We start from the raw sequence: 12,917 nt of genomic DNA on the forward strand, positions 1-12,917 counted from the left end.
ATCACCTACTGGTTCCACGCGCCACTGTGGTTGTTGTCGCTGATTCTGATGATGTTGATGACGGCGACGAACTTGTTCTCCGTCTCGTCCTACGGCGAATTCGAATTCTGGTTCGCCGGAATCAAAGTCGTGACCATCCTGCTCTTCCTGCTGCTGGGCTCGATGTACGCGTTCGGGCTGTGGCCGCATCGGCACGCCGATTTCTCCAACCTGCACGCCCACGGCGGGTTCTTCCCGAACGGCCTACACGGCGCCGTCGCCGCCATCGTGACGGTGATCTTCTCGATGATCGGTGCGGAGATCGCCACGATCGCCGCCGCGGAAACGCCGGATCCGCAGCGTGCGGTTCAGCGTGCAACCAACGCGGTGGCAGCCCGCATCGCGATTTTCTTTGTCGGATCGGTGTTTCTGCTGACGGTCATCCTGCCGTGGAACTCCGTGCAGTCCGGCTCCTCGCCGTTTGTGGCGGCGTTGAAGCAGATCGGTATTCCCGGCGCCGACGAGGTGATGAACGCGGTGGTGCTGACCGCAGTGCTGTCCTGCCTGAACTCAGGGCTCTACAGCGCGTCCCGGGTGCTGTTCGTGCTCGCCCGTCAGCACGAGGCGCCGGCCCAGATGCTCAAAGTCAGCCGGCGCGGAGTGCCCTACCTCGCGATCGTGTCCTCGTCGGTGGTGGGATTTCTGTGTGTGATCATGGCTGGCGTCGCGCCGAACACTGTCTTCCAGTTCTTACTCAACTCGTCGGGCGCCATCGTGCTGCTCGTCTATCTGTTGATTGCGCTGTCGCAGATCGTGTTACGGCGCAAGACGCCGCCGGAGAGGCTGCGGGTCAAGATGTGGCTGTTCCCCGGCCTGTCGATCCTGACAGTGGCCGGGATCGCCGCGGTGCTCGTACAGATGGCGTTCGACAGCACCGCCCGCACGCAGTTCTGGCTCAGCCTGCTGTCCTGGGCCGTCACTGTCGCGTTGTATTTCCTGACCAAACGTGTTGCGGCCCAGGCTGATTAATTGCTTTTCGTAAGCAGAACGGCCTGCTCGAACGGCAATCTGCCGAAGACCCGGTGCGCCGCGCCGCTGACGTGTGCCGCCGCCTCTTCCTTGGTCACGGTCTGCGGGTTGGCGACGCTGAATGTTTTGCCGTGGCGGCGCATCTTCCCGCCGCCGGCGGCGTTCAGGTTCTTCAGCCAGTCGCGGTCCGGGCCGTAGGTCAGCAGGATCGCCACGCCCGGCTTGCCGTCGACGTCGGCGTTGAACACTGTCAACGGGGTGCGGTAGGGCTTGCCGGAACGACGTCCGACGTGCTCGAGGATGCCGAAGGACGGGGCCCAGCCGGCCCACATCCGCTGAATCGGGTTGGTCACGTGCCGGTTGAACCGGGCGAGCCGTTGCGGTAGTTGCATGCCGCTATCAAACTCTTACTTCATGGCCTACCTCAAGCCTCCCTGGTTCACCGCCAAGGTCTTCAATCGGATCGCGATGGCCACCGGCATCAGCAACACCGAGACGCTCACGGTCACAAAGCGGGGCAGCAAGGAGCAGCAGCAAATTCCTGTCGTCACCGTGAGCCTCGACGGCACTCGGTATCTGGTATCCACTCGCGGCGAATCGCAGTGGGTGAAGAACGTCCGCGCCAACCCCACCGTCACCCTGACGGCCAAAACCGGCGCGGTGACTTACCAGGCGCACGAAACCCCAACTCCACAGCGCCAGCCCATCTTGAGCGCCTACCAGAAGAAGGCGGGTAGGGCTGTCGTGGGGTACTTCCGAAAATTGCCTGACCCGGCCGACCACCCGGTGTTCGCGCTCACCGAGAAGAAGGCCTGACCGGCAGAAGCTTTCGTGACAGCCGGGCCAGCCGGGACGGGGCCGGATTCCACGGCTGCTGGTCAATCGCCGGCCAGGCGTAGCACGGGGTTTGGCCGCAGAGCAGCTGCCGTAGGCCCGGAGTGTTCAGCTCGGTGGCTGACCACGCGTAGAGGCCCTCCACCCGGGGCGTGATGACGCCGATGTCCAGCAGATGCCCGAGTCCATGTTCGAGCTGCGCGTACGGTGCGACGTCGTCGCCGAGGGGATAGCGGTCGGGTAGCACTCGCGAAAGCGAGAGGAACATGCCGGTCATGCCCAGCCGTGGATCGCCGAGCAGCCGCCCGGCGGGGGCCAGCCAGGCCAGTGCCAGCCGCGGCGCCGCGACCATAGCGTGGGTGTAGAGAACCCGCGCCAGCACGAGGTTCATGAAGAACCGTTCGATTCGTCCTTCGCGCGCCGCCAGAAGCTCGTGTTCGAGGTATCCGCCGACGACGCTCATGTTGTGCGCCCGATACCAGCGGGCGGCGCCGGGACCTCGAATGAACTCCAGCCAGGTGGCGACCGTCGGCGAGCTCGGCGGCCCCGGATAGCCGAAGGCCAGAGCGCGTGCCTCGCCGACGTCGCAGAGCAGGCGCTCGTTGATTGCCCGCCACCACGGACTTCCCGGCTTCGACGAATCGACCTGGTTGAGCAGTCCGCGCCGCAGCTGCCAGCGCATGAAGGCCGACGCCGCTTGTCGGTAGGGAAGATAGCCGCGGTCCACGTTCGGCGGGACCCGGTATTGGCTGCGCATCAGGGCCAGCCGTCCGGCCGGGTCGTCGCGGACGGCTCCGACGCTGGCGACTGCAACCTCGCGGGCCGATTTTCGGGTCACCCGCCGAGTATTCCTCCAACGGCATAGCCGACGCGTGGGCGGCGAGTTGGGCTCGTTTGGGGTCAGATCTGGCGAGCTCGATCACCGGGCCGCCGAACCGCGTCGCGATCGGCATCGCCCAACGCCGGCGGCGGACTGGTGGCACCACGCCAGCGCAAGGCTTCCAATGCCACCGCGACATGCACGCAGGTGTCTTTCAACGGTTGTGGCAGCAGCTCGTCGGCACGACCGATCCTGCGCAACAAAGTGTTTCGATGCGTAAACAAGCGCGCGGCCGCCCTCGAGGCGTTGCACTGCTCGTGGACGAAGGTGAGAACGGTCTGCTGGAGTTCGGCGTCGGCCGACTCGAAATCGCCCAGCGTGTGTTTAATGAACCGGTCCGCCCGCTCAGGATCCGCGGTTATCAACGCAATGAGTTCGACGTCGGTGAAGCTGGCGACCCGCTGGGTCGAACCCAGCCGTAGCACCATGCGCTGAGTGGTGACCGCGTCGAAATGACTACGCCGGAAGCCCTCGATTCCCGCTGCCGTGGGCCCGAGGGCGATTCGCACCCCAGCCAGTTGACTCATCGCAAGGGTGACACCCGACAGGTCCGGGCCGACGGGGCCGGGCAACCACACCCATCGCGTCGCGGCACCGACGAGCACAGACAGCGGGCGGCGCCCGTCGGCGTGGTGCACCATCGTCTCGACCGCACGGTCTAGATCGGCGAGGCTGGTGTTCGATTCGTCGCCCCAGATCACGGCGGCGGTGTGGTCCTGCCCGAGACGGTAACCGAGCCTGTTCTCGGCGTGTTGTCGCGTGATCGGGGCACCGTCGAGGATGAGCGCGATGATCTCGCGGTGGTCGGCATGCGTTCCGCGGGTCAACTCGTCGCGTTCGATCTGGATCTGGTGGTAGATCCCGGCAACCGTCGCGTCGATGAACGAGGCGATCGAACGCGAAGAGACGTCGAGTAGTTCGTGCAATTCGTCGAGGTCGGATGTCAGTGCGAACGCGATCTGCATCCAGGCACTCCACGCCGTATTTTGTCCGATCCGGTAGGCATCAATGGCTGTCGACTCGTCCAGGCCGCGGCGAATCAGATAGCGGGCGATGGTCAATGACTCGGGCCCAAGGTTGGCGGGTACCGGTTCGCCGGGATGACTGATGTTGGCGGCCGCCCAGTGCAGCCGATTTGACCGATTGCTCAGGCGCACCGCCTCGGCGAGCACGGGATCGCCAGCGACGGTCCGCATGTACTCCGGAGTCAGCGTGGCCCTGTTCAGTTCTTCGAGTGCACCTTCAGGCGCGTCGACGATCATCTTGGCGCCCTGCTGGATCAGCTCGCAAACCCGCTCCGAAGGCCTCCCCCGGTCCATCGGCCGAGCGTAGCTGGATTAGTGCACTATGCACTATCGCAAATTGTTATTGGTGCAAGATGCCCTTGTTCTACCGAGCGCGACCGCAGACTATTAAGCGTGATGTAACAAAATTATCAGGTTATTTTTAGGTGGGTGCAGCGTGCGACTCCGGTATTGCTCCTACGTCACAGCAGGTATTGCAGTCATCGGCGCCAGCGTCATCGCCGTCGCCCCGACGACCGCGACGACGGCGCCGCGCAGCGTCTATGCGCCTGACATGCAGCTCACCGCCGGCGATGACACAGACGTCGTGATCGACGTCGTCCGGCACGCACAAATGATTTCGCCATTCGAAGACGAGCTCACTCCTTCCCCGGCGTTTCCGGGCGCTCCGCTCAGTGATCTCGGGCAGCAGCAGGCGCAGGACGTGGGGAACCAGCTTTTCAATCAGTTGGGTCAACACGTCGCCGGCATCTTCGAGGGACAGGGTCTGCGGGAGATGGAAACCGCGGCGCCGTTCGCCGGGCTCGAGAACATGAGCGACAACGTGCAGATATTGCCCGGGCTCGACGAGATCGACAGCGGCATTTACGCTCTCGATCCGATTGACAGCACGGGCGGCCAGCTTGCGTTTCTGACCGCGGGAGCGTGGTCGCTGGGAGCGCCGTTCGGATTGGCGCTGCTGCAGGCTCCGGGCTCCTCGGACGTCAACGGTGTGGTGTTCGATCAGAGGTTCACTGACGCGATCGACACGATGTACGGCGACGCCATCGCCAACCCCGTGGTCAGCGACAACGGTCACATCACCGACGTCGCCTTCAACAGCGAAGCGTCGATCTTTGTCTGGGCCTTGATGAACGTGAAGAATCCCGACATCCCGTTTTTCATCCAGCGCATCATCGAGGCGCACACCGTCCCCGACGGGCTGTCGACGGTTTTGCTGCCCAACACCGGCGTCGTCCAAATCGAGGGCAACCCGACCGACGGCTGGACGCTGGTCAGTTGGGACGGGCAAGCCATTCCGCAAAATCCGGATTTGCTGTCTTCGCTCTTCGTCGACCTGCGTGACGTGGCCCTACCTGAACAAACGGCGGAGTGGAACATTTGGGAGGCCATCCTCGGCGGCGATTCGACCACGATCATGAACGCGGTTCAGACCGGATTCGATCAGGTCGATACGGCGCTGGCCCAGTTCCCCGAATCGGTCATCAACTCCATCGAGGACGCAGTGACGAACGCCGTCGCCACGGAGGCGGGCGCGACGCTCAGCGATGTTCTTGCGTCGTGGTTCTAAGCCGTAGGTGCAAGATGCGGCTCGACTTTCGCCTTGATGTCACCGCGAGCATCGCGGTCATCTGCGCCGCCATCGTTGTCGTGACTCCTACGGCATCGCCAGCCGTACCCGAGGTCCGGGTGGCCGAGGTCAAGCTGACCTCCGGCGACGCACAAGACATCGTGATCGACATCGTGCGGCACGGACAGCGATTGCCCCCTTTCAACGAGGTCGTCACCCCGTCGCCGGACTATCCGGGACCTCCGCTGAGCGATCTCGGTCAGCAGCAGGCCCAGGACGTCGGGAACCAACTGTTCAACGAGCTGGGTCAACACGTGGCCGGGATTTTCTCCGGCGAATCCATCAGGGACATACAGACTGCGGCGCCGTTCGCCGCGCTCGAGCACATGAGCGATGCCGTACAGATATTGCCCGGGCTGGACGAGATCGACAGCGGCATCTACGCGGGCGATCCGCTCGACAGCCTTGGCGGTTTCCTGTACCAAGTGACCCCATTTCTGTGGACAACGTTCGGACTGGTTTCGGTGCCAATCCCAGGATCGAGTTACGTCAACGGGATCGTCACCGACCAAAAGGTCACCGACGCCGTCGATGCGATGTACAACGCCGCCCTGGCCAACCCGGTCGTCAGCGCAGACGGCCAGATCACCGATGTGGCGTTCAACAACGAGGCTGACATCGCCGCGTGGGTGGGGCTGAACGTCAAAAACCCCGATGTCTCAATCCTCTTAACCCGAACCATCGCACAACTTCTCGACCCCGGCGGGGATGGAGATGATTTGCTGCCCGGCGGCGGCGTCATCCAAATCGAGGGCAACCCCACCGACGGCTGGACGCTGGTCAGCTGGGACGGTCAACCCGTCCCAGCGGATCCGGGATTGCTGACGCAGTTGCTCATGGACTTGCGCGATCTGATCATCGCGCCGCAAACGGCGGCCTGGAGCATCTACGAGGCCGCCCTCGGCGGCGATCCAGCAACGCTCGAGACTGCGATTCAGGCTGGGATGCAAAGCGTTGACGCGGCAATATTCCAGTTCCCGGAGTCGGTCGTCAACAACATCATTGATGCTTCGCAGAGCCTGGCTGCCGAGACGGTCTCGCAAGCGGCGGGCGATGCCGGGATGAGCCTCAGCGACGCTGTCGCCCTGTTGTTCTGACGTCGCGAATTCGGCAGCCTCCACCGCCTGGAAATCCGACCCAACCGGATCGAGATCTGCACCGAATGCCTCTTCACGAGTATCAGGAGGATCACAATGACCCATCCCGCCGTCGACGAACTGCCCGAAGAGGCCACCTGCACGCTGCTCGGCGTCTGCAGCCAACTGGCCCAATCGCGGCATCGGGGCCTGGCGCGGTGGGCCGCGTCGGTGTCCGATGCTCTGCTGGTGCGGCTGGTGACGGTGACCACCGGCGTTCGCATCGACGGCGCCACGACCGAACCCGGCCAGCCGCTGGCCAAGCTCGACGCCGCGGAGCTCGAAGGGCTGTACTCAGTCCTGCTCGCCGGCGCTGAGGCCAGCGATGACGAATCAGTCGCCCGGTGGTGCACCCGCATGAGCCGGCTCATCGTCGCCGAGGTCTACCGCCGCGAATACATCCAGGTGGCGATCGACGCCAAGGTCGTCGCCATCGAAGCCGAGGAATGGCGGCTTGCTTGCGCGGCGCGGCCGGCGCCCACCCTTCGCACCGAATTGCCGCTGCCTGCGGTGTAGCCACCGCCCGACCGCCGTCGAAGACGCGACAACTACACCCTGTAGTCGGACCACTCCCACCGGCTGGGACACTGGAGCACGTGCATACCGAGGTCTCGTCGAAGCTTTTCGACGCCGCCTGCGCGGTGATTCCGGGCGGGGTGAACTCGCCGGTGCGAGCGTTCAAGGCGGTCGGCGGCACCCCCCGCTTCATCACCGAGGCCGGCGGCTACTGGCTGACCGACGCCGACGGCAACCGCTACGTCGACCTGGTCTGCTCGTGGGGGCCGATGATCCTCGGCCACGCGCACCCGTCGGTGGTGGAAGCCGTCACCAAGGCTGCCGCCAGCGGCCTGTCGTTCGGGGCCCCGACCCCCGCCGAAAGCGAACTCGCCGCCGAGATCATCGACCGGGTGGCGCCGGTTGACCTGATCCGGTTGGTCAACTCCGGCACCGAGGCGACCATGAGCGCGGTACGACTGGCCCGCGGATTCACCGGCCGAGCCAAGATCGTCAAGTTCTCCGGCTGCTACCACGGTCACGTCGACGCGTTGCTGGCCGACGCCGGCTCCGGGGTCGCGACGCTGGGCCTGCCGTCCTCGCCGGGAGTCACCGGTGCGACCGCTGCCGACACGATTGTGTTGCCCTACAACGACGTTGATGCCGTACAGCAGACGTTCGATCAGTTCGGTGACCAGATCGCGGCCGTGATCACCGAGGCCAGCCCCGGCAACATGGGGGTCGTGCCACCCGTGCCGGGCTACAACGCCGCGCTACGGGCGATCACCGCCAAACATGGTGCGCTGTTGATCGTCGACGAGGTGATGACCGGGTTCCGGGTCAGCCGAAGTGGTTGGTACGGAATCGATCCAGTTGACGCCGACCTGTTCACCTTCGGCAAGGTGATGAGCGGCGGGCTGCCCGCCGCGGCCTTCGGTGGGCGTGCCGAGGTGATGCAACGGCTCGCGCCGCTGGGCCCGGTGTATCAGGCCGGCACGCTGTCCGGTAACCCGGTCGCGGTCGCCGCCGGGCTGGCCACGCTGCGGGCCGCCGACAACGCGGTGTATGCGGCGCTCGATGCCAATGCCGACCGACTGGCCGTCCTGCTGTCGGTGGCCCTGACCGAAGCCGGTGTGCCACATCAGATCCCGCGAGCCGGCAACATGCTCAGCGTGTTCTTCGGCGAAGCGCCGGTCACCGACTTCGCATCGGCTCGCGCCAGCGAGACGTGGCGCTTCGCGCCGTTTTTCCATGCGTTGCTGGACGGCGGCGTCTACCCGCCCTGCAGCGCCTTCGAAGCCTGGTTTGTCTCGGCGGCGCTCGACGACGCCGCGTTCGCCCGAATCGCCGACGCGTTACCTGCGGCCGCCGACGCCGCAGCCAAGGAGAGCAAGCCCTGATGGCCGAACAGACCCGCGTCCACCTGATCCGGCACGGCGAGGTGTACAACCCCGACGGCGTTCTCTACGGACGACTGCCCGGATTTCGGTTGTCCGACAAAGGAGTTCGACAGGCACAAGCGGCGGCTGACGCGCTGGCCGACCGCGACATCGTCGCCGTCATCGCCTCCCCACTGCAGCGCGCGCAGGAGACCGCCGCACCGATCGCCGCCCGCCACAACCTGGAGGTCGACACCGATCCCGACCTGATCGAGTCGGCCAACTTCTTCGAGGGCAAGAGGGTAGGTCCGGGCGACGGCGCCTGGCGGGACCCGCGGTTCTGGTGGCAGCTGCGCAACCCGTTCACCCCGTCGTGGGGTGAGCCGTACAAGCAGATCGCGGCCCGCATGACGACCGCGATAGACAAGGCCCGCGCCCGGGCCGCCGGCCACGAGGCCGTTTGCGTCAGCCATCAGCTCCCGGTATGGACGGGGCGGTTGTCGCTGACCGGCAAGCGGCTCTGGCACGACCCGCGCCGCCGAGAGTGCGCGGTCGGTTCGGTGACGTCGCTGGTGTACGACGGCGACCGGCTGATCGACGTGCTGTACAGCGAGCCGGCACTCAGTTGACCAGGCGGCGGCTGGCGTTCGTCGCCGTAGCAGTAGCCGGCCTGCTGGTCGGCTGCTCGCACGGTGACGACGCGGTCGCGCAAGGCGGCACCTTCGAATTCGTCTCTCCCGGAGGCAAAACCGACATCTTCTACGATCCGCCCGACCGTCGTGGCCGACCGGGACCGGTATCCGGCCCGGAGTTGATGGACCCGTCCCGCACGGTGTCGGTCGACGAGTTCGCCGGCAAGGTTGTCGTGATCAATGTCTGGGGTCAATGGTGCGGGCCGTGCCGGGCCGAGGCTTCCGCACTACAACAGGTGTACGACGCCACCCGCGCCAACGGGGTGGCGCTGTTGGGTATCGACGTGCGCGACAACAACCGTCAGGCGGCTCAGGACTTCGTCAAAGACCGCAAGGTGACGTTCCCGTCGATCTACGACCCGGCGATGCGGACCATGATCGCGTTCGGCGGCAAGTACCCCACATCGGTGATTCCGTCCACGCTGGTGCTCGACCGCAGCCACCGGGTAGCCGCGGTGTTCCTGCGCGAACTGCTCGCCGAGGACCTCCAGCCGGTGGTGCAGCGGATCGCCGCAGAACCGGGGCCGCAATGAGTTTCACCGAAACCGCTGCCGCCGGACCGCTTTTACTCGCGCTGGCGGTGTCCGTGCTGGCCGGGCTGGTATCGTTCGCATCGCCGTGCGTGGTACCGCTGGTACCCGGCTACTTGTCGTATCTGGCCGCCGTTGTCGGCGTCGACGAATCGGGGAACGCTCCGCCGAATGCGCGGTGGCGGGTGACCGGGTCGGCAGCGCTGTTCGTCGCCGGGTTCACTGTGGTCTTCCTGCTCGGCACGGTCGCCGTGCTGGGCATGACGACCACCCTGATCACCAATCAGCTTGTGCTGCAACGGGTCGGTGGTGTGCTGACCATCCTGATGGGCCTGGTGTTCGTGGGATATGTCCCCGCGCTGCAACGCCAGCTCCGGTTCGCGCCGCGGCAGCTGTCGACCGTGGCCGGGGCACCGCTGCTTGGCGCGGTCTTCGCATTGGGGTGGACGCCGTGTCTGGGCCCGACGCTGGCCGGGGTCATCACGGTCGCATCCGCGACCGACGGCGCCAGCGTGGCGCGGGGGATTGTGCTGGTTATCGCGTACTGCCTCGGACTGGGAATCCCGTTCGTGCTGTTGGCTTTTGGATCGGCGTCGGCCGTCGCCGGCCTCGACTGGCTGCGACGCCACTCCAGGGCGCTGCAGATCTTCGGCGGTGCGCTGCTGATCGCGGTGGGCGTCGCGCTGGTCAGCGGCGGGTGGAACGATTTCGTGTCCTGGCTGCGCGACGGGTTCGTGTCGGATGTGAGGTTGCCGATTTGAGCCGGCTATTCGCGTGGGCCCGCAACACCTGGCGCGCGCTGACCTCGATGGGCACCGCGCTGGTCCTGCTGTTCCTGCTGGCGCTGGGCGCGATGCCGGGCGCGCTGCTGCCGCAGCGCAGCCTCAACGCCGGCAAGGTCGACGACTACCTTGCCACCCACCTGAAGATCGGGCCGTGGCTGGATAAACTTCAGGCGTTCAACGTGTTTGGCAGCTTCTGGTTCACCGCGATCTACACATTGCTGTTTGTGTCGCTGCTGGGTTGCCTGACGCCGCGGATGATCGAGCACGCCCGCAGCATGCGGGCAATGCCGGTGCCCGCGCCCCGCAACCTGACCCGGCTGCCCAAGCACGCCGCGGCCACCGTCGCCGGTGAACCCGACGATGTGGCGACGTCGATGGCAGGGCACCTGCGTGGCTGGCGTACCGTCGTCCGCCGCGACGAGGGCATCGAAATCTCGGCGGAGAAAGGCTATCTGCGCGAATTCGGCAACCTGGTCTTCCATTTTTCGCTGTTGGGTCTGCTGGTCGCGGTGGCCGCGGGCAAGCTGTTCGGTTACGAGGGCAACGTCGTCGTCATCGCCGACGGCGGTCCCGGGTTCTGCTCGGCATCACCTGCGGCGTTCGACTCATTCCGGGCCGGCAACACCGTCGACGGCACGTCGCTGCACCCGATCTGCTTGCGTGTCAACGACTTCAAGGCAAAGTATCTGCCGTCCGGGCAGGCGACGTCGTTCGCCGCGGATATTGACTACCAGTCGGGCCGCGATCTGACCGGCGGTGGTTGGCGGCCTTACCGGCTGGAGGTCAACCACCCGCTGCGAGTCAGCGGCGACCGGGTCTACCTGCAGGGCCACGGCTACGCGCCGACGTTCACTGTGGTCTTCCCGGACGGGCAGACCCGCAGCTCGACGGTCCAGTGGCGGCCCGACAATGCGCGCACGCTGCTGTCGTCGGGGGTGGCCCGGATCGACCCGCCGGCAGGCACCTACCCGGACGCCGTCGAACGTCGCAAACACCAGATCGCCATCCAGGGTCTGCTGGCGCCGACCGAGCAACTCGAGGGCACCCTACTGTCGTCGAGCTTTCCCGCGCTGAATGCCCCGGCGGTCGCCATCGACATCTACTCCGGTGACGCCGGACTGGACACCGGTCGGCCGCAGTCGCTGTACTCCCTGGATCCGCGCCTCATCGACCAGCATCGGCTCAACAGGGTCAAGCGGGTCAACCTGCGCGTCGGCGACCAGGTGCGGATCGACCAGGGCCCAGCAGCGGGCACCGTCGTACGTTTCGACGGCGCGGTGCCGTTCGTCAATCTGCAGGTCTCGCACGACCCGGGCCAGATTTGGGTGCTGGTGTTCGCGATCGCAATGATGACCGGGCTGGTGGTGTCGCTGCTGGTGCGCCGACGGCGGATCTGGGTTCGGCTGCTGCCAGGAACTCCCGGTACGGTGAATGTCCAGGTAGGCGGTTTGGCGCGCACCGACAACGCCGGCTGGGGCGACGAATTCGAGCGAATCGTCGTTCGCCTTCAGCAGGGATTGACGACGTCGGCCGTTGAGCCGATCGCGACCGGAAGGAGCACCCCGTGAACCGCGTCGACGACGATAAAGCCGGCGTAGCCGGCGGTGAGGAGTGGCGCCAATGAATACCACGCACATCCACCTCGGTCTGGCGCGCAACTCCGACTGGGCGTTCACGTCCGCGGTGGTGATCATGGTCGCCGCCTTGCTGCTGCTGGCCGTCGAACTCGCCTACACGCGCAGCCGCAAAACCGACCGCGAACTGGTCGGCGTGGGTGCGAACAGCGCGACCCCCGGCGTGGTGACCGACGCTCCGCGCCGGCCGTTCGATGAGCGGGTCGGGCGGGCCGGGCTGATCCTGGTCTACGCCGGAATCGGCTTGCTGTTCGCGTGCATCGTGTTGCGCGGTCTGGCCACCCAGCGGGTGCCGTGGGGCAACATGTACGAGTTCATCAACCTGACCTGCTTCTGCGGGCTGGTCGCGGGCGCGATCGTGCTGCGCCGCCCGCAATACCGTCCGCTGTGGGTCTTCCTGCTGCTACCGGTGCTCATTTTGCTGACGGTGTCCGGACGCTGGCTGTACACCAACGCCGCGCCGGTGATGCCCGCGCTGCAGTCGTACTGGCTGCCCATCCATGTATCGGTGGTCAGCCTGGGTTCGGGAGTGTTCATGGTCGCCGGGGTGGCCAGCATCCTGTTCCTGCTGCGGACCTCCCGACTGGGTGAGGACACTCCGGGTGCGTTTGCCCAGCTGGTACAGCGGCTGCCCGACGCGCAGACGCTGGATCGGATCGCCTACCGGACCACGATCTTCGGTTTCCCGGTCTTCGGCTTCGGGGTGATCTTCGGCGCGATCTGGGCCGAGCAGGCCTGGGGCCGCTATTGGGGCTGGGACCCCAAGGAGACGGTGGCCTTCATCGCCTGGGTGGTCTACGCCGCCTACCTGCACGCCCGCTCGACGGCGGGCTGGCGGGACAGGAAAGCCGCCTGGATCAATGTGGTCGGTTTTGTGGCCATGGTGTTC

The 12,917-nt window shown here is 65.8% G+C and carries 14 protein-coding genes; 11 read left to right on the forward strand and 3 right to left on the reverse strand.

Annotated elements, in window-relative coordinates:
- A partial coding sequence (locus tag WAN02_RS03090; protein ID WP_422262721.1) for an amino acid permease occupies positions 1–1,008 on the forward strand: 1,008 nt, incomplete at its 5' end.
- Here WAN02_RS03090 and WAN02_RS03095 read toward each other — a convergent pair.
- Positions 1,005–1,400, reverse strand: coding sequence for a nitroreductase family deazaflavin-dependent oxidoreductase (locus WAN02_RS03095; RefSeq protein ID WP_422262722.1), 396 nt, complete (start codon positions 1,398–1,400; stop codon positions 1,005–1,007). The two genes, WAN02_RS03090 and WAN02_RS03095, sit on opposite strands and share 4 nt — an antisense overlap.
- Positions 1,401–1,422: 22 nt before the next feature.
- Between WAN02_RS03095 and WAN02_RS03100 the strand changes: the two genes are divergently transcribed.
- Positions 1,423–1,824, forward strand: a complete 402-nt coding sequence (locus WAN02_RS03100; RefSeq protein WP_422262733.1) for a nitroreductase/quinone reductase family protein — start codon at positions 1,423–1,425, stop codon at positions 1,822–1,824.
- On the opposite strand, the gene WAN02_RS03105 is transcribed toward WAN02_RS03100, so the two are convergent.
- Both WAN02_RS03105 and WAN02_RS03110 read right to left on the reverse strand, forming a co-directional pair.
- Positions 1,805–2,680, reverse strand: a complete 876-nt coding sequence (locus tag WAN02_RS03105; protein ID WP_422262723.1) for a hypothetical protein — start codon at positions 2,678–2,680, stop codon at positions 1,805–1,807. The genes WAN02_RS03100 and WAN02_RS03105 overlap by 20 nt on opposite strands.
- A 62-nt stretch (positions 2,681–2,742) precedes the next feature.
- A complete protein-coding gene (locus tag WAN02_RS03110) occupies positions 2,743–4,041 on the reverse strand; it encodes a PucR family transcriptional regulator (RefSeq protein ID WP_422262724.1) in 1,299 nt (432 codons plus the stop codon).
- 142 nt (positions 4,042–4,183) lie between these two features.
- Between WAN02_RS03110 and WAN02_RS03115 the strand changes: the two genes are divergently transcribed.
- The 9 genes from WAN02_RS03115 to ccsB all read left to right on the forward strand — a co-directional run.
- Positions 4,184–5,317: a phosphoglycerate mutase family protein gene (locus WAN02_RS03115; protein WP_422262725.1), complete on the forward strand. Its 1,134-nt coding sequence runs from the start codon at positions 4,184–4,186 to the stop codon at positions 5,315–5,317.
- A 14-nt stretch (positions 5,318–5,331) separates the two neighbouring features.
- A complete protein-coding gene (locus WAN02_RS03120) occupies positions 5,332–6,474 on the forward strand; it encodes a phosphoglycerate mutase family protein (protein ID WP_422262726.1) in 1,143 nt (380 codons plus the stop codon).
- A gap of 96 nt (positions 6,475–6,570) precedes the next feature.
- Positions 6,571–7,029: a hypothetical protein gene (locus tag WAN02_RS03125; protein WP_422262727.1), complete on the forward strand. Its 459-nt coding sequence runs from the start codon at positions 6,571–6,573 to the stop codon at positions 7,027–7,029.
- An 80-nt stretch (positions 7,030–7,109) separates the two neighbouring features.
- Positions 7,110–8,408, forward strand: coding sequence for a glutamate-1-semialdehyde 2,1-aminomutase (gene hemL / locus WAN02_RS03130; protein ID WP_422262728.1), 1,299 nt, complete (start codon positions 7,110–7,112; stop codon positions 8,406–8,408).
- Positions 8,408–9,016 carry a histidine phosphatase family protein gene (locus tag WAN02_RS03135; RefSeq protein ID WP_422262729.1) on the forward strand — a complete coding sequence of 203 codons (609 nt, stop codon included), beginning with the start codon at positions 8,408–8,410 and terminating at the stop codon, positions 9,014–9,016. The genes hemL and WAN02_RS03135 overlap by 1 nt, the downstream gene beginning before the upstream one ends.
- Positions 9,013–9,612, forward strand: a complete 600-nt coding sequence (locus tag WAN02_RS03140; protein WP_422262730.1) for a TlpA disulfide reductase family protein — start codon at positions 9,013–9,015, stop codon at positions 9,610–9,612. The genes WAN02_RS03135 and WAN02_RS03140 overlap by 4 nt, the downstream gene beginning before the upstream one ends.
- Positions 9,609–10,370, forward strand: a complete 762-nt coding sequence (locus WAN02_RS03145; RefSeq protein WP_422262731.1) for a cytochrome c biogenesis CcdA family protein — start codon at positions 9,609–9,611, stop codon at positions 10,368–10,370. The genes WAN02_RS03140 and WAN02_RS03145 overlap by 4 nt, the downstream gene beginning before the upstream one ends.
- 47 nt (positions 10,371–10,417) lie before the next feature.
- Positions 10,418–11,962: a cytochrome c biogenesis protein ResB gene (locus tag WAN02_RS03150; protein ID WP_422262734.1), complete on the forward strand. Its 1,545-nt coding sequence runs from the start codon at positions 10,418–10,420 to the stop codon at positions 11,960–11,962.
- A 52-nt stretch (positions 11,963–12,014) separates the two neighbouring features.
- Positions 12,015–12,917: c-type cytochrome biogenesis protein CcsB (gene ccsB, locus WAN02_RS03155; protein WP_422262732.1), on the forward strand; the 903-nt coding region annotated here is incomplete at its 3' end.

The sequence above is a fragment of the Mycobacterium sp. genome, from assembly GCF_049281135.1.
Lineage (GTDB): Bacteria > Actinomycetota > Actinomycetes > Mycobacteriales > Mycobacteriaceae > Mycobacterium.